The sequence below is a fragment of the Pseudomonas sp. EU05-FHT14B02 genome (assembly GCF_058791055.1).
This window is the reverse complement of the sequence record NZ_JBYTDD010000028.1, coordinates 1-16,186: the sequence shown is the minus strand read 5'-3', so window position 1 is coordinate 16,186 and position 16,186 is coordinate 1. Positions and strand designations below refer to the sequence as shown.

11 protein-coding genes are annotated in these 16,186 nt (G+C 60.0%); 6 read left to right on the top strand and 5 right to left on the bottom strand.

Annotated elements, in window-relative coordinates; genetic code table 11:
* Window positions 1-3 precede the first annotated feature (3 nt).
* On the top strand, window positions 4-1,233 hold the full coding sequence (locus AC3WTM_RS22770; RefSeq protein WP_095059574.1) for an acyl-CoA dehydrogenase: 1,230 nt from the start codon (window positions 4-6) through the stop codon (window positions 1,231-1,233).
* An 82-nt stretch (window positions 1,234-1,315) separates the two neighbouring features.
* Here the strand turns inward: AC3WTM_RS22770 and AC3WTM_RS22765 are convergent, their stop codons facing one another.
* From AC3WTM_RS22765 to xthA, 3 genes are all read right to left on the bottom strand, one after another.
* The gene (locus AC3WTM_RS22765; RefSeq protein ID WP_158247457.1) at window positions 1,316-2,503 is read right to left on the bottom strand and encodes an NHL repeat-containing protein; all 1,188 of its coding nucleotides are present in this window, start codon (window positions 2,501-2,503) and stop codon (window positions 1,316-1,318) included.
* 173 nt (window positions 2,504-2,676) lie between these two features.
* Window positions 2,677-4,017: a phosphate ABC transporter substrate-binding/OmpA family protein gene (locus tag AC3WTM_RS22760; RefSeq protein ID WP_102671592.1), complete on the bottom strand. Its 1,341-nt coding sequence runs from the start codon at window positions 4,015-4,017 to the stop codon at window positions 2,677-2,679.
* A 102-nt stretch (window positions 4,018-4,119) separates the two neighbouring features.
* On the bottom strand, window positions 4,120-4,932 hold the full coding sequence (gene xthA, locus AC3WTM_RS22755) for an exodeoxyribonuclease III (protein WP_102671591.1): 813 nt from the start codon (window positions 4,930-4,932) through the stop codon (window positions 4,120-4,122).
* Window positions 4,933-5,231: 299 nt separating this feature from the next.
* Between xthA and AC3WTM_RS22750 the strand changes: the two genes are divergently transcribed.
* From AC3WTM_RS22750 to AC3WTM_RS22740, 3 genes are all read left to right on the top strand, one after another.
* Window positions 5,232-5,882, top strand: coding sequence for a GNAT family N-acetyltransferase (locus tag AC3WTM_RS22750; protein WP_102671589.1), 651 nt, complete (start codon window positions 5,232-5,234; stop codon window positions 5,880-5,882).
* A 78-nt stretch (window positions 5,883-5,960) separates the two neighbouring features.
* Window positions 5,961-7,688 carry an autotransporter assembly complex protein TamA gene (locus tag AC3WTM_RS22745; RefSeq protein ID WP_102671588.1) on the top strand — a complete coding sequence of 576 codons (1,728 nt, stop codon included), beginning with the start codon at window positions 5,961-5,963 and terminating at the stop codon, window positions 7,686-7,688.
* Window positions 7,685-11,356 carry a translocation/assembly module TamB domain-containing protein gene (locus AC3WTM_RS22740; protein ID WP_102671587.1) on the top strand — a complete coding sequence of 1,224 codons (3,672 nt, stop codon included), beginning with the start codon at window positions 7,685-7,687 and terminating at the stop codon, window positions 11,354-11,356. Before AC3WTM_RS22745 ends, AC3WTM_RS22740 begins: the two co-directional genes overlap by 4 nt.
* Before the next feature lie 73 nt (window positions 11,357-11,429).
* Here the strand turns inward: AC3WTM_RS22740 and lpxH are convergent, their stop codons facing one another.
* Window positions 11,430-12,182, bottom strand: a complete 753-nt coding sequence (gene lpxH / locus AC3WTM_RS22735; RefSeq protein WP_102671586.1) for a UDP-2,3-diacylglucosamine diphosphatase — start codon at window positions 12,180-12,182, stop codon at window positions 11,430-11,432.
* Window positions 12,179-12,682, bottom strand: a complete 504-nt coding sequence (locus tag AC3WTM_RS22730; protein ID WP_102671585.1) for a peptidylprolyl isomerase — start codon at window positions 12,680-12,682, stop codon at window positions 12,179-12,181. The genes lpxH and AC3WTM_RS22730 overlap by 4 nt, the downstream gene beginning before the upstream one ends.
* 250 nt (window positions 12,683-12,932) lie before the next feature.
* Between AC3WTM_RS22730 and AC3WTM_RS22725 the strand changes: the two genes are divergently transcribed.
* Both AC3WTM_RS22725 and cysS read left to right on the top strand, forming a co-directional pair.
* Window positions 12,933-14,630: a glutamine--tRNA ligase/YqeY domain fusion protein gene (locus tag AC3WTM_RS22725; RefSeq protein WP_095192733.1), complete on the top strand. Its 1,698-nt coding sequence runs from the start codon at window positions 12,933-12,935 to the stop codon at window positions 14,628-14,630.
* Window positions 14,631-14,645: 15 nt separating this feature from the next.
* Window positions 14,646-16,028, top strand: coding sequence for a cysteine--tRNA ligase (cysS, locus tag AC3WTM_RS22720; protein WP_007970481.1), 1,383 nt, complete (start codon window positions 14,646-14,648; stop codon window positions 16,026-16,028).
* Window positions 16,029-16,186 lie beyond the last annotated feature (158 nt).

The window sequence follows — 16,186 nt, the reverse complement described above, 5'->3', positions numbered from 1 at the left end:
CTCATGGATTTCGCTTATTCGCCCAAGGTTCAGGAACTGCGTGAGCGCGTAACAGCGTTCATGGACACCTACGTCTATCCCGCCGAAGCCGTGTTCGAGCGTCAGGTCGCCGAGGGCGATCGCTGGCAGCCGACGGCGATCATGGAAGAACTCAAACTCAAGGCCAAGGCCGAAGGCCTGTGGAATTTGTTTCTGCCTGAGTCCGAACTGGGTGCCGGCCTGACCAACCTCGAATACGCGCCACTGGCGGAAATCATGGGCCGCTCGCTGCTGGGGCCAGAGCCGTTCAACTGCTCGGCACCGGACACCGGCAACATGGAAGTGCTGGTGCGTTACGCCAACGAAGAGCAGAAACAACGCTGGCTCGAACCGCTGCTGCGCGGCGAGATCCGCTCGGCGTTTGCCATGACCGAACCGGATGTCGCGTCCTCCGACGCCACCAACATGGCCGCCCGAGCTGTGCGCGATGGCGACGAGTGGGTGATCAACGGCAAGAAATGGTGGACCTCGGGTGCTTGCGACCCGCGCTGTAAAATCCTGATTTTCATGGGGTTGAGCAATCCGGACGCGCCACGTCACGCCCAGCACTCGATGATTCTGGTCCCGGTGGATGCGCCCGGTGTGAAGATCGTGCGTCCACTGCCGGTGTTCGGTTACGACGATGCACCTCATGGGCACGCCGAAGTGCATTTCGAAAACGTGCGGGTGCCATATGAAAACGTCCTGTTGGGCGAAGGACGCGGCTTCGAAATTGCTCAGGGTCGCCTTGGCCCCGGCCGGATTCACCATTGCATGCGTTCAATTGGTATGGCTGAGCGCGCCCTGGAACTGATGTGCAAGCGCTCGGTGAACCGCACAGCGTTCGGCAAGCCTCTGGCACGCCTGGGCGGCAACATCGACAAGATCGCCGACTCGCGGATGGAGATCGACATGGCACGCCTGTTGACGTTGAAAGCGGCGTACATGATGGACACCGTCGGCAACAAAGTGGCGAAAAGCGAGATCGCGCAGATCAAGGTCGTCGCGCCAAACGTGGCATTGCGGGTGATCGACCGGGCGATCCAGATCCATGGCGGGGCAGGGGTGTCCAACGATTTCCCGCTGGCCTACATGTATGCAATGCAACGCACCCTGCGCCTGGCCGACGGCCCGGACGAAGTGCACCGTGCGGCGATCGGCAAGTTCGAAATCGGCAAATATGTGCCGAAGGAAATGATGCGTAGCGGGCATTGAAGCGAGCACTGCGCCGAACCAGCTTTGGTCTGGATCGGCGCAGTTCTGGTTGTGTGAGCAGCCGGGCGAGAAAGCAGAGCCGTCAGCGCTGGATGCCGTACAGGACTGCTGCGTTGGGGGTGCGATAACTTATACCGGCAATAATGAATCGGTCCCCTTGCATCACGATGTCATAGGGAACACCTCTTAAGGTACGCCCATAAAAGTTGTTGGCAAACGTGGGATCCAGCGAACCGTCCTTATTCAAACGCCCCGAGAACATTTGATTCGATGAGCCGGGCATCCAGCCGGCCACCACAATCTTGTCATCCTCGGGTTGTACGCCGACTGCCGTCAAAAGGCGTCTTTCACTATTCAACTCAACTTTGACCTCCTTGCCCTGATTGAACTGAACATCAGGAGTACCGTTTGCGTTGTATCTCATCATCAGTGCGGCTGTACCCTTGGCGTTCCCGACACAAATCAGTTTGCCATCGGGCTGAGTAATCATCTTTCCAAGATGGTATGAGTCTACCTCGTGACTCAGGTGGGTATATCCGTCAATGCCAAAACTCGTATCGAGTTTCCCCCGTGACGTGTAGCGACAAAGGACTATTTTGGAAGCGGTTAACTGCTGCGTTATGTAGTTCATGCCTATGACAAATTTGTCATCATCCTGTACCGCCAGGCTAATCATTCGAATGAACTCGCTACCCATATCAATCTCGATGTGACCTTGATCTCCAAAGGACCTATCGAGCTCTCCATTGTTGTTCCAACAAGTCAGTAAACCCCTGTCGGCAAAGTCTTTATTAAGTCGCTGGCTGAGTATCAAAACTCTCCCGTCCGAGAGTACGCCCCCGTCGCAAGGATCTGCATTTGAAGAGAAAGCCGGGAGGGGGACAACGACGGATTGAAAAACCAGGTCAGGGCTACCGTTTTCATTCAGGCGTTTGGCTGCCGGTTTTCCGCCTGCATCCTCCAGCACATCGCCGACGATCAGTATTTTCTTGTCGTGCGAAACCAGTCGGGTCGGTTTTGAGTTGTTACCGGCCTGGAATTGCCCCGTGACGCTGCCATTATTGCCAAACGATGGATCAGGCAGGCCATCGGCGTTTATGCGGTAAATTTGATATTGATTTGAGCTGTGTACGGCATAAATCAATCTACCGTCGGGTTGCGAGACCACCGAGTGAGTCGTTCCGCCTACGGGACCGTCTACAGCGCCGTTGGTGCCGAACCGGGTGTCCAGATCGCCGGGTGTTTTGGGGGATGTTCGCTCAGCGCTCATGAGTATTCCTCGAAAATCGCCTTGATGTACCGACGTCACCTGCATTCGGGCCAAATGTGCAGGACAGCATTCGTGGCGAGCTTACTTCAGGGAAATCGAGCAAACACCTGTCAATGTTGACAGTTTTTTAGTTCATTTTGCTTGGTCTGTTTGCCAATCCAACGTTGTGACGCCTAATACACCCAAACCTCAACCCGCCGATTCTTGATCCTTCCCTCATCGGCGCTATTGGCCGCCACCGGCATTTCCGCACCGAATCCGCGAATCTCACGAAACACCACGCCGCTCTTCACCAACTCCCGCCGTACCGCCATGGCCCGCAGCTTCGACAACAGATCGGCGCGCGCCGGGTCGCTCTTGGCATCGCCAAACCCCACCAGCGTCACTTGCCCAGCCGTTTTGTCGTGCTGCTTTATATAGTCGAGCACCCGCCACAGGTCTTGTCGGGCCTTGTTGTCCAAGGTGGCGCTGCCTTCCTCGAAACGGAAGTTCACTGACAACCGTTGAGCATGTCTGCTTAGCGTCTGATAACCCTCTGGCATCAACGCATTGGGGGTAACGGCCATGGCCTGGACGGTTTGGGCAATAAAACCGTTGGCGGCGACAATGGCCTGACCCTTAGTGCTTTGGGCAAACGCCACCAGGGCATTGGCCCAGGGATTTTTCCCGTTGGGTGGCAGATAGAAGAACAGCCGGCGGGACAGCGGATAATCTTCCGTGGCAATCAGGCTGTTGAGCGGCGGCATGGCTTGCGATTGACCGTCGACAATGGCCACGGCTTTAGCCTGGCGCACGTAGGGCAAACCGATGAAACCGATGCCTTGCGGGTCAGCGCTGACCGCATCGGACAGTTGTTCGCTGGACTCGAAGCGCTTCGCCGCACCACCGAGGGTTTTCCCGTGGCCGCTGAGGACCAGTTCCTTGAAGGTGTCGTAGGTCCCGGACTGATCATCCCGTGCATACAGATGAATCGGCCCGCCGCGACCGCCAATGTCTTCCCAGCTCTTCACCTCGCCACTGAAAATGCGCGCCAGTTGCACGGTGTCGAGTTGGTTCAGCGGATTGTCCGGATGAAGGATGATTGCCAGGCCATCGATGGCAATGACCTGCTCGGCGCTCGGGCTTTTCAGGTCACCGAGCGATTGCAGGCTGGCCAGTTCGCTGTCCTTGATCGGGCGCGACGAGGCGGCCAGATCGGCGCTGGCTGCTTTGAGTGCAGTGAAACCGGTGCTGGAACCATGGGCCGCTACCTCCACCACGACCCGACGGCCCTGAACGGTTTCGCCGACGATGCGTAGTTCGTTGGCGGTGTCCGGGGTTTCACGGCGGATCTTGCGCAGGCCCTGTTCACTCAACAGACCCTCGACCAGCGCCGGCCCCAATGCCGCACCGATTGTGTTGGAACCCTGAATCCGCAGCACCGGGCCGTGTTCGGGAGTCGGCAAGTCGCCGGCCGAGACCGCCTGCGGCAAGCCCGTGCACAGCATCAACAGGAGCAACACGCGCAGCATCATGCCGGCACCTTATAAAGCCAAAGGAGGTGTCGGGAGATTAAGTCAGCAAGGTTTCCGAAAAATGACAAATTGCAGTGGTGATCCCCGGTGGTTGGTCCTGAATCAGCTCAACTCAAGCCAGATCGGCGCATGGTCCGAAGGTTTTTCCATGCCTCGCAGTTCATAGTCCACGCCGGCGGCCTTCACCCGTGGCAACAGGCCGTGGGAGGTGAGGATCAGGTCGATGCGCAGGCCACGCTTGGGCTCGTCTTCGAAACCACGGCTGCGGTAGTCGAACCAGCTGAAGGTGTCGGTGACGTCCGGATTCAAGTGACGGAAACTGTCGACCAGGCCCCAGTTTTTCAGACGGGCCATCCACTCGCGCTCTTCCGGCAGGAAGCTGCACTTGCCGGTTTTCAGCCAGCGCTTCATGTTGTCCGGGCCGATGCCGATGTCGCAGTCTTCCGGGGAAATGTTCACATCGCCCATCACCACCAGCGGCTGGTCGTTCTTGAACTGGCTTTCCAGCAATTGCTGCAAGTCGCCGTAGAAACGCTGCTTGGCCGGGAATTTGGTTGGATGATCACGGCTTTCGCCCTGTGGGAAATAACCGTTCATGATGGTCACCGGTACGCCATTGGCGTCGGCGAAGGTGCCCCAGATGAAGCGCCGCTGGGCGTCCTCTTCGTCGGTGGCGAAACCTTTATGCAGGGCCAGCGGCTCCTGGCGCGAGAGCAGGGCCACGCCGTAATGGCCTTTTTGCCCGTGGAAGTACACGTGATAACCCAGAGCCTGCACCTCGGCCAGCGGGAACTGTTCGTCGTGGACCTTGGTTTCCTGCAAGCCGATCACATCGGGCTGGTGCTTTTCGATCAGCGCCGCCAGCTGATGGGGACGGGCGCGCAGCCCGTTGATGTTGAAGGAGACGATCTTCATGGTCGGCAGTCCTGGCAAAAGGGCGATGCTAGCTGACATGTGGGAATCGGGCCAGTGCGGGGTGAGGGGATTCGGCTGTGCCTGTCAGTTGAGTATGGGCAGTGATGGCCCTTTCGCGAGCAAGCCCGCTCCCACAAAAGCAAGGCTGGCGCATCACCTGTGGGAGCGGGCTTGCTCCGGGCGGCGTTCCGACGAAGGCGATTTCATTGCCTACACTCATTTCGGAACTGTGTCAGCGCCAACAGGCTCGTAACAACAAGAGCGCAGCCACCCGAGCTGTGCCGGGGAGATTAACCGTCATGCCCGAAACCTCGACCGCCATCGCCGATATTCACATGCTCGACAGCGGCTACGCTCGCGAAGCGCGTTCGTTGCTATACCAGGCTTATCGACACGAGCCGACCTTCGGCTATCTGTTCGAAGCCGAGCGCCCCGGTTACGAACAGCGGGTTCGCGCCACCGTGCGCGAGTTGGTGACCCAGCACTTTTTTCAGGACCTGCCGGCCATCGGCCTGCTGGTCAATGACCGCCTGATCGGTATCGCCCTGATCGCACCGCCACAACGTCGCCTCGGCGTCACCGAAAGTTGGGCCTGGCGCTTGCGCATGGTGCTCAGTACGGGATTTCGCTGCACCCGTCGCTACCTCGAATATCACGCGGCCGTTGAGGCCTGTGTGCCGAATGAATCGGTGCACGTCTTGCCATTGTTGGGGGTTCATCCGCAGTTCCAGGGCAAACATTTCGGCGAACAACTGTTGCAAGCCGTGCACAACTGGTGCGCCGTGGATGAAAATTCACAGGGCGTGATCCTCGATACCGGGAACCCTCGCTACCTGGAGTTCTATAAGCGCCAGGGCTATCAGGAAATCGGTGAAGTTGCCGTAGGACCGATTCGCGAGCACGTGTTTTTTCACCCCAATCCCCAGGTGTTACATACTGCAACCGCTTGAACGGCGAACTTTCTTTGCATGTCAGGCTCTATCACGCTTCCATGTTCATGATCCATGCTCGTGATAGCATCCGCGCCTATGAAGTTTCCAGGAAGAATTACCAGCGGTGTGCTGATGCTGATGACCAGCTGCGCAGCGCTGGCACAAAGCGAATTGGATGTACGGATCAAACCGTCCAATGACGAGCTGAAAGCCAATATCGAAGGCTATATCGGCAGCCTCGGCGATCGCGATGAAGAAGCGTTGCTGCGCTTCAGCCGCGGCGCCGAAGAACAGGCGCGCAAGGCCGCCCAGGCCCTGGGCTATTATCAGCCGCACATCGACAGTGAAGTGAAGGGCGGCGAAAAGCCGCGCCTGGTGTTGACGGTCGACCCCGGCGAGCCGGTGCACTTGCGCAACGTCACGGTACGTGTCGACGGTCCGGCAGCCTCCCTCAAGGCCTTTCGAATTCCCAAAAGCGACGCGCTCAAGCCCGGCGCCGTGCTCAACCATGGGCATTACGAGGACGCCAAGCGCCTGATCCAGAATCAGGCTTCGCGTTATGGCTTTTTCAGCGGCCGTTTCACCCGTTCAAAACTGTCGGTCGACCCCCGTGCCGGCGTCGCCGATATCGAACTGATCTATGAAAGCGGTCCGCGCTATACCTTGGGCAAGGTCAGTTTCGAGGGCGATACGCCGTTCGATGACGAGTTGCTGCAACGCATGGTGCCGTTCAAGACCGGCACGCCGTATGACTCGGAACTGATCGCCGAACTCAACCAGAACCTGCAATCGAGCGGCTACTTCGAAGGCGTGCGTGTGGACGCGGCACCTACGGCGTCCAGGGACGAGGCGATCCCGGTGGACGTCAAACTCGAAACCCGCAAGCCGCGAACCATGGGCCTGGGCCTTGGTTTCTCCACCGACGTCGGCCCGCGGGCCAAGGCCAACTGGACCCGGCACTGGGTCAACGCGCAAGGACACAGTTATGGCTGGGAAACCGAAGTCTCGGCACCTCGGCAAAACGTCGGGCTGTTCTACGACATTCCGCTGGACCCGCCACTGACCGACAAACTGCGTTTTGCCGGTGGCTACCAGAATGAAGAAATCGCCGATAAGGACAGCCACAGCAAGTTGCTGACCCTCGGGCCCGAGTGGCACAGCAAACTGCCCAGCGGCTGGCAACGGGTGGTGTCGCTGAAGTGGCAGCGCGAGGATTACCAACTGGGCGACGACTCGGGACTCAGTACCTTGCTGATGCCCGGTGTGAGCTATTCGTACCTCAAAAGCGATAACCGCATCGACCCCCACAACGGCTATCGTCTGCAATTCGAATCCAAAGTGGCCAAGGAAGGTCTGGGTTCCGACAGCAACCTGCTCTACGGCACGGCATTGGTCAAAGGCCTGACCACGGTGTTCGATAAACACCGCCTCCTCGGGCGGGTGCAGGTCGGCGGCAGTGCCACCAATGGCTTCAAGTCGGTGCCGCCATCGTTGCGCTTCTTCGCCGGTGGCGACCAGAGCGTGCGTGGCTACGACTATCAGAGCCTGTCCCCGGAAAACTCCGACGGCGACCGCATCGGTGGTCGCTACATGGTCGCCGCCAGCGCGGAGTATCAGTATTCCATTGCCGAAAAATGGCGGATCGCGACCTTTGTCGATCAGGGCAACTCCTTCAACACGCTCGAACTGCCGAACCTCAAGACCGGGGTTGGTATCGGTGTGCGCTGGGTATCGCCGGTGGGGCCGATCCGCCTCGACCTGGCCCATGCGCTGGACGACGATGGCGGTATTCGACTGCACTTTTCCATGGGGCCTGAGCTGTGAAGCGTGGTTTGAAAGCAACACTGCTGACGATGGTGGCGCTGGTGGCAGTGGTTGTCCTGACGCTGGCCACGGTGCTGGGCACGGCGACGGGCAGCCGCTGGGCATTGGGTTTCGTGCCGGGCTTGACCCTGGAAAACTTCCAGGGCCGGTTGGGCGGGCAGTGGAGTGCCGACCGGGTGCTGTGGCAGCAGGACAGCAACCGGGTTGAACTGAGCAAGGTGATTTTCGCCTGGTCGCCGTTGTGCCTGACCCGCATGACCCTGTGCATCGAGCAATTGCAGGCCGATCAGGTCAGCCTGACGTTCCCGCCGGGTGCCGAAGAGCCAGACAGCGGCCCGATCACGCTCCCGGAGCTGAAGTTACCGTTGGCCCTCGAACTGGGAGAGATCAAGGTCGGCAGCCTGTTGTTCAACGGCAGTGAAGAGCTCAAGGGCTTGCAACTGGCGGCGCACTGGACGACGGCCGGTTTGAAGATCGACGCGCTATCGATACAGCGCGATGATCTGAGCCTGAATCTGTCCGGCCTGCTGCTACCGAGCGGTAACTGGCCGCTCAGCGCCGAAGGCAAGCTGACCCTGTTGTCGACCCCTGAGCCCCTGGCACTGGCGTTGAAGATCGACGGCGACCTGCTGAAAACCCTGAACCTGAAAGCCGACAGTAGCGGTTACCTCAACGGGCAACTGACCGGCGAACTGCAACCTCTGGTGGAAAACCTGCCGGCCAAGGTGCGGATCACCGCCGATGGCTTCAAGCCCAGTGCCGATCTGCCGGACACCCTGCAACTCAATCAGCTTGAACTCACGGGGGCAGGCGACTTGAAGAGCGGCTACGCGCTGCTCGGAAAAGCCACGCTGCCCGCCGAGCAAGGGCCCGTCACCCTGGCGCTGCAAGGCAAGGTCGACGCCAAGGGCGCGCAGATCGCTGCGCTGGACCTGACCGCTAACGACAAGCAAAGCCTCAAGCTCACCGGACAGCTGGATTGGAGCAAGGGCTTGAGCGCCGAGGCGAAAATCGACTGGCTGGATTTCCCGTGGCACAGGCTCTATCCGCTCATCGACGAACCGCAGGTTGCGCTTCGCACGTTCACCGGCGAAGTTTCTTACACCGACGGCAAGTACCTCGGGCATTTCGCCGCGGCGGCGGATGGTCCGGCCGGCGCCTTCACTCTGGCCAGCCCTTTCGCGGGAGACTTGACGAAAATCTACCTGCAACAGATTCAACTCCAGGCCGGTCAGGGCAAGGCTGAAGGGCACCTGAACCTGCAGTTTGCCGACGGCATTGCCTGGGACACCGCGCTGGACCTGTCGGCGATCAACCCGGCGTACTGGGTCGCGGAGCTGCCGGGTACACTGGCCGGGCCGTTGCGCAGCACGGGTGAGCTGAAGAACGAGGTGCTCAGCCTCATTGCCGACCTGGACCTCAAGGGCAAACTGCGTGGTCAGCCTGCGGTGATCCAGGCCAAGGCCGATGGCCGGGGCGAGCAATGGAACCTCAATACCCTGCAAGTTCGCCTCGGCGACAACAGCATCAGCGGCAAAGGCAGCCTGCAACAGAAACTCGCCGGCCAGATCGATCTCAAGTTGCCGCGCCTGGCCCAGCTCTGGCCGCAACTGCGCGGCCAACTCAATGGCCGTGTGGATGTCGCCGGCACACTCAAGGCACCTCAAGGCAAACTTGACCTGCAAGGCTCACAACTGGCCTTCCAGGACAATCGCCTGCAAAGCCTGAACCTCGACGTCACACTGGACAGTGCGCAACGGGCGAAAGTCGACCTCAAGGGCAGCGGCATCCGGGCGGGCGACACTTCACTGGGAACCCTGACCGCCAGCGGCCAGGGCGACATCAAGAACCAGAAGCTGAACCTCGATCTGCAAGGGCCGAAGCTGAAACTGGCGCTGGGTCTGGACGGTGCGCTGGACAAAGGCAATTGGCGCGGACGCCTGGCCAGTGGTGATATCCAGGCCGGTGGCCAGGACTGGAAGCTTCAAGGGCCGGCGAAACTCGAACGCCTGGCGGACGGCAAAATCAACTTTGGCGCCCATTGCTGGGCCTCCGGCCAGGCTAGCCTCTGCGGTGAAGACTCGCGCCTGATGCCCGAGCCGAAGCTGCGTTATCACCTCAAGCAATTCCCGATCGACAGCCTCGCGCAGTGGTTGCCGAAGGATTTCGCCTGGCAGGGCCGGCTCAACGCCGACCTGCAACTGGACCTGCCGGCCAGTGGCCCGAACGGCCAGGTCAGCGTCGATGCCGGCGGCGGCACGTTGCGCATCAAGGACAAGGACCAGTGGCTGGACTTCCCTTACCAGACCCTGAAACTCACCAGCAAGCTCACGCCCAAGCGCATCGACACCGAGCTCAACTTCGTCGGTGGCAAACTCGGCGAACTGATGGTGCAGGCGCAGCTTAATCCGTTGCCGAAGAACAAACCGTTGAGCGGCTCGTTCCGCTTGAGCGGGCTGGACCTGTCGGTGGCGCGACCGTTCGTGCCGATGGTCGAGAAACTGACCGGGCGCTTGAATGGCAGCGGCACGATTTCCGGTGGGCTGCTGGCACCGCAGGTCAATGGCAGTCTGCAACTCAGCGACGGTCAGATCTCCGGTCCTGAATTGCCAACGGAGCTGAAAAATCTGCACCTCCAGGCGCTCATTGTCGGTGAAAGCGTGCAACTGAACGGTGGCTGGGACAGCGGCAAGGCCGGGCATGGCAGCCTGAACGGCAACGTCGCGTGGGGCCAGGCGCTGGTGGTGGATCTGGCGCTCAAGGGGGCGCAGTTGCCAGTCACCATCGAGCCTTACGCAAAGCTGGAAGTCGCACCTGACCTGAAAATCTCGATGAAGGGCGATGAGCTGGCCATCGCCGGCAAAGTGCTGGTGCCCAGGGGCGACATCACCATTCGCGAGTTGCCGCCATCGACGGTCAAAGTCTCCGATGACACGGTGATCGTCGGTCAGCAGACCGAGGAGGGCAAGCCGCCGCTGGCAATGAAAATGGACATCGAAGTACTGGTAGGTGAGGACAAGCTGAGCTTTGCAGGATTTGGCCTGACTGCGAATGTGCAGGGGCATGTGCACATCGGCGACAACATGGACACCCGTGGCGAGTTGTGGCTCAACGATGGGCGATATCGCGCCTACGGCCAGCGGCTATCGGTGCGCCGGGCACGCTTGCTGTTTGCAGGTCCCATCGATCAGCCGTACCTGGACATCGAGGCCATTCGCAAGACCGACGACATCATTGCCGGCATTCGTTTGAGTGGCAGCGCCGAGCAGCCGACCACGCAGATCTTCTCCGAACCGGCGATGAGCCAGGAACAGGCCCTGTCCTATCTGGTGCTCGGGCGTCCGCTGAGCAGTAATGGCGAAGACAACAACATGCTCGCCCAGGCGGCCCTCGGGTTGGGCTTGATGGGTAGCTCCGGGGTGACCAGCGGCATCGCCAAGAACCTGGGCATCCAGGACTTCCAGCTGGACACCCAGGGCAGTGGTGACGCCACCAGTGTGGTGGCCAGCGGCAATATCTCCGAGAAGCTCAGCCTGCGCTATGGCGTCGGCGTGTTCGAACCGGCCAACACCATTGCCCTGCGCTACAAACTGAGCAAGAGGGTCTACCTCGAAGCCGCCGGCGGCGTGGCCAGTTCGCTGGACATCTTCTACAAGCGGGATTTCTAGGCCTGCGTTTTCGTTAAAACCGAGTCGCCCCCATCGCGAGCAGGCTCGCTCCCACAGGGTTATGCGTTTGGTTTCAGTTCGCGGGTGCTGCCAGTTGAGGTGGCGGAGTGAAATCAAACGGCGCCAGCGCAAACCCTTGCTCATCCACCTGCAATGCCCACCCTTGACGATCCCAGTCCCCCAGCACAATGCGCCGGGCCGCTTGCTCGCCAAGCTGCAACTTGTGAATCGCGGGACGGTGGGTGTGCCCGTGGATCAAGGTCTTCACGCCGAATTCCTGCATGATCCGCGGAATCTCTTCGGGCGTGACATCGACGATGTCATTGGCCTTCATCCGTGTCTGCGCGCGGCTTTCACTGCGCAGCTTGCGCGCCAGCTTGTGCCGGGTGCGCAGCGGCAGATTCCGCAGGATGAACAGGGTGATCGGGTTGCGCAGGTAGCGACGCAGCTTCATATAGGCTTCGTCGCGGGTACAGAGGCTGTCGCCGTGCATCAGCAGCACCGGCTCGCCGTTGAACTGCACGACACTCGGATCCTTCAACAAGGTGCAGCCGGCTGCTTTGCAGAAGGCCTTGCCCAACATGAAGTCGCGATTGCCGTGCATCAGGAAAATGGCCGTGCCGCTGTCGCTCAATTCGCGCAGGGCCTGGCAGATGGAACGCTGGAAGGGTGTCATGGCGTCGTCACCAATCCACACCTCGAAGAAGTCGCCCAGAATGTACAACGCACTCGCCGAGCGGGCGCGTCCGGCGAGCAAATCCAGAAACGCCCGGGTAATGTCCGGGCGCTCCTCTTCCAGATGTAAATCTGAAATCAGCAATATCACTCAATGATCTCGGCTTTCTCGATGATCACGTCGTCTGCTGGTACGTCCTGGTGGCCGGACTTGGAAGTGGTGGCCACGCCTTTGATCTTGTCGACCACGTCGGTGCCGGCGGTCACTTTACCGAATACTGCGTAGCCCCAGCCCTGAACGTTCTTGCCGCTGTGGTTCAGGAAGCTGTTGTCCGCCACGTTGATGAAGAACTGTGCGGAAGCCGAATGCGGCTCCATGGTGCGGGCCATGGCGACGGTGTATTTGTCGTTGGAAAGACCGTTGTCGGCTTCGTTCTGGATGCTTGGGCGCTTGTCTTTCTTTTCTTTCATGCCTGGCTCGAAACCGCCGCCCTGGATCATGAAGTTACCGATGACACGGTGGAAAACGGTGTTTTCGTAGTGACCGGCTTTAACGTACTCGACGAAGTTGGCCACGGTGAGCGGGGCTTTTTCGGCGTTCAGTTCGAGGACGATGTCGCCGAAGTTGGTGGTCAATTTGACTTGGGTCATGTTGGCTACTCTTTAAGGAATTCGTGGGTTTCGGGGCAGCAAGGCCCTCAACCGTGTTGGCCGGCTTCGACCAAGGAGCGCAGTTTAGCGCGACGCACGCGAATTTCGAGGCTGTTTTTCGTTTACATCCGATTAAATGCAGCGGTTTTCCGGCCTGCTCTGTCAGCTGCTTGACGGCATCGGCTATGATAGCGGCTTTGTTTTGTCAGGCCCTTACTCCCGGCCACGCACTTGTACGTCCAAGGATCCTATGAGCAAGCCCACTGTCGACCCTACCTCGAACTCCAAGACCGGCCCTGCCGTGCCGGTCAACTTCCTGCGGCCGATCATCCAGGCAGACCTGGACTCGGGCAAGCACACGCAGATCGTCACCCGTTTCCCGCCGGAGCCCAACGGCTACCTGCACATCGGTCACGCCAAGTCGATCTGCGTGAACTTCGGCCTGGCCCAGGAATTCGGCGGCGTCACGCACTTGCGTTTCGACGACACCAACCCGGCCAAGGAAGACCAGGAATACATCGACGCGATCGAAAGTGATGTCAAATGGCTGGGCTTCGAGTGGGCCGGCGAAGTGCGCTATGCCTCGCAGTACTTCGATCAGCTGCACGACTGGGCCGTCGAGCTGATCAAGGCCGGCAAGGCCTATGTCGACGACCTGACCCCTGAGCAAGCCAAGGAATACCGTGGCAGCCTGACCGAACCGGGCAAGAACAGCCCATTCCGTGATCGCTCCGTGGAAGAAAACCTCGACTGGTTCGCCCGCATGCGCGCCGGTGAATTCCCGGATGGCGCACGTGTGCTGCGGGCCAAGATCGACATGGCGTCGCCGAACATGAACCTGCGCGATCCGATCATGTATCGCATTCGCCACGCACACCATCACCAGACCGGTGACAAGTGGTGCATCTACCCCAACTACGACTTCACCCACGGTCAGTCGGACGCCATCGAAGGCATCACCCACTCGATCTGCACCCTGGAGTTCGAAAGCCACCGTCCGCTGTACGACTGGTTCCTCGACAGCCTGCCAGTGCCGGCGCATCCGCGCCAGTACGAGTTCAGCCGCCTGAACCTGAACTACACCATCACCAGCAAGCGCAAGCTCAAGCAGCTGGTGGACGAGGGCCACGTCAACGGTTGGGACGATCCGCGCATGTCCACGCTGTCGGGCTTCCGCCGCCGTGGCTACACGCCGAAATCGATTCGCAACTTCTGCGAAATGATCGGTACCAATCGTTCCGACGGCGTAGTCGACTTCGGCATGCTCGAATTCAGCATCCGCGACGACCTCGACCACAGCGCCCCGCGCGCCATGTGCGTGTTGCGTCCGCTGAAAGTCGTGATCACCAACTACCCGGAAGGCCAGGTCGAGAACCTCGAACTGCCATGCCACCCGAAAGAAGACATGGGCGTGCGTGCGCTGCCATTCGCCCGTGAGATCTACATCGACCGTGAAGACTTCATGGAAGAGCCGCCAAAGGGCTACAAGCGCCTGGAGCCGGCCGGTGAAGTGCGTCTGCGTGGCAGCTACGTGATCCGTGCCGACGAAGCGATCAAGGACGCCGACGGCAACATCGTCGAGCTGCGTTGCTCCTACGACCCGGACACCCTGGGCAAGAACCCTGAAGGCCGCAAGGTCAAGGGCGTGATCCACTGGGTGCCGGCCGCGGCCAGCGTCGAGTGCGAAGTGCGTCTGTATGACCGTCTGTTCCGTTCTCCCAACCCGGAGAAGGCCGAAGACAGCGCCAGTTTCCTGGACAACATCAACCCTGATTCACTGCAGGTACTCACCGGTTGTCGTGCCGAACCCTCGCTGGGCAACGCACAGCCGGAAGACCGTTTCCAGTTCGAGCGCGAAGGCTACTTCGTCGCGGATATCAAGGACTCGAAACCCGGTCAGCCGGTATTCAACCGTACCGTGACCCTGCGTGATTCGTGGGGCCAGTGATTCAAAGGATTTAACGTGCTAACGATCTACAACACGCTCACCAAGAGCAAAGAAGTCTTCAAGCCGCTCGATGGCAACAAGGTGCGCATGTACGTGTGCGGCATGACCGTGTACGACTATTGCCACCTGGGCCACGGTCGCAGCATGGTCGCGTTCGACCTGGTGACGCGCTGGTTGCGCTTCAGCGGCTACGACCTGACCTACGTGCGCAACATCACCGACATCGACGACAAGATCATCAACCGGGCCAACGAGAACGGCGAGTCGTTCGAAGCCTTGACCGAGCGCATGATCGCGGCGATGCACGAAGATGAAGCGCGCCTGAACATCAAGAAGCCGGACATGGAGCCTCGTGCCACGGACCACATCCCGGGCATGCACGCGATGATCCAGACCCTGATCGACAAAGGCTACGCCTACGCCCCGGGCAATGGCGACGTGTACTACCGCGTCGGCAAGTTCATGGGTTACGGCAAGCTGTCGCGCAAGAAGATCGAAGACCTGCGCATCGGCGCGCGCATCGAAGTCGACGAGTCCAAGCAGGACCCGCTGGACTTCGTATTGTGGAAAGCCGCCAAACCGGGCGAGCCGAGCTGGGAATCGCCGTGGGGCGCCGGGCGTCCGGGCTGGCACATCGAGTGCTCGGTGATGTCCACTTGCTGCCTGGGCGAGACTTTCGACATTCATGGCGGCGGCAGCGACCTTGAGTTCCCGCACCACGAAAACGAAATTGCCCAGAGCGAAGCGGCCACCGGCAAAACCTACGCCAACGCCTGGATGCATTGCGGCATGATCCGTATCAATGGCGAGAAGATGTCCAAGTCCTTGAACAACTTCTTCACCATTCGCGACGTGCTCGACAAGTACCACCCGGAAGTCGTGCGTTACCTGCTGGTGTCGAGCCACTACCGCAGCGCCATCAACTACTCGGAAGATAACCTCAAGGACGCCAAAGGCGCCCTGGAGCGTTTCTACCACGCGTTGAAAGGCCTGCCGAACGTGGCGCCAGCGGGCGGCGAAGCCTTCGTCGAGCGCTTCACCCAGGTGATGAACGACGACTTCGGCACGCCGGAAGCCTGCGCAGTGCTGTTCGAGATGGTTCGCGAGATCAACCGTCTGCGCGAGAGTGATCTCAATGCAGCGGCCGGTTTGGCGGCGCGTCTGAAAGAATTGGCCAGCGTGCTGGGTGTGTTGCAGCTCGAAGCCGACGACTTCCTGCAAGCTGGTGCCGAAGGGCGCGTGGATGCAGCCGAAGTCGAGGCGCTGATTGCGGCGCGTCTGGCGGCACGTGCCGGCAAGGACTGGGCCGAATCCGACCGCATCCGCGACCAACTCACCGCCATGGGCGTTGTGCTGGAAGACGGCAAGGGCGGCACGACCTGGCGTCTGGCTGACTGATTGCTGTAGTGCTTGAAAACAAAACCCGCCTTGTGCGGGTTTTTGTTTATGGGGTTGGACTCCAGGCTTGTGTTGACAGGGCTGACGCCATCGCGAGCAAGCTCGCTTGTATGGTAGGACTTGAAGGGAGGAGGAGGGACAAGGCTCGATTCTGACTG